Source organism: Salipiger sp. HF18 (assembly GCF_011806505.1).
GTDB classification, from domain to species: Bacteria; Pseudomonadota; Alphaproteobacteria; order Rhodobacterales; family Rhodobacteraceae; genus Salipiger; species Salipiger thiooxidans.
In genome coordinates this window covers 1-916 of record NZ_JAATOS010000868.1, presented here as the reverse complement: position 1 = coordinate 916, position 916 = coordinate 1, and the positions used below count along the sequence as shown (strand labels likewise).

The following is a 916-nucleotide window of genomic DNA, read 5'->3' as shown; positions in this document are numbered from 1 at the left end:
CAGCTCGATCTGGAGCGCGTCCATTTCCTTCTGGTAGTGCTTGCCGGACATTTCCTCGCGGTAGGGATAGCTCGGCGAGAGGATGTCGTCCTTGTTGCCGCTTTCGATCGCCGCGCGGACCTCTTCGGGTGCGTCTTTCTCGTAGAATGCGCTGATGGCGCCATCGAAGGGAAGGGTCACTGGCCGAGTCCTGTGCATCTGGTTGCAGGATAATATGGAATGTGAAGGCGATTAACGCAAACCGGCTATCGCAAACCGGCGCGCGCGGCGGCACGATCGATGGCGGCGTCCATCTGGGGCGCGGCGGCGTGCTGCGCCGCGTGGCCGATACCGGGCAGCACCGTGAGCCTCGCGCCGGGGATCTGCCGCGAGGTCGGTACCGAGTGGATCTGCAGACCCACCGTGGTGTCGGCATCGCCGTGCAGAAGCTCGACCGGCAGGTCGAGCTGCGGGTAGCGCGGCACGATGGCGGCGATCTCGGCCTTGAGCCCGGCGCGCTGCAGGGCGTTCTCGCGCAGGCTCTCGGGGCGCAGGGCAAGGTCGGCGCCGATGTGCTCGGCGTAGCCCGGCGGCACCGGCTGCGGCGCGAAGACCCCGGCGATGGCCTGCTGCACCCGGTCCTCGCCGGCCAGCGCCGAGATCGCGGGGTTCGCGACCGCACCAAGAGGCCCCGAGGTCAGCCGGTAGAAGAACGGCAGCCCGCCGTCCCAGCGCTGCGACGCGGCCGAGACCAGCACCAGCGCCGAGACCCGCTCCGGGTGGTCCACCGCCCATGCCAGCGCGACGGCGCCGCCGTAGGAATGGCCAAGCACCACCGGCCGCTCGGCGCCGAGCCGCAGCGCCGCGGCGCTGAGCAGCGCCGCCTGCTCGCGGATCGAGGCGCCGTCATTGTCGATGCGCGGGGTGAAGCCGAGCC

The 916-nt window shown here is 70.3% G+C and carries 1 protein-coding gene and 1 pseudogene; both read right to left on the bottom strand.

Annotated features, from left to right (window positions below):
* Positions 1-180: pseudogene (locus HC022_RS27630) on the bottom strand (polyphosphate kinase 2); the annotation flags it as partial.
* Positions 181-245: 65 nt separating this feature from the next.
* The coding region (locus HC022_RS27625; RefSeq protein WP_167454503.1) for an alpha/beta fold hydrolase at positions 246-916 on the bottom strand (671 nt) is incomplete at its 5' end.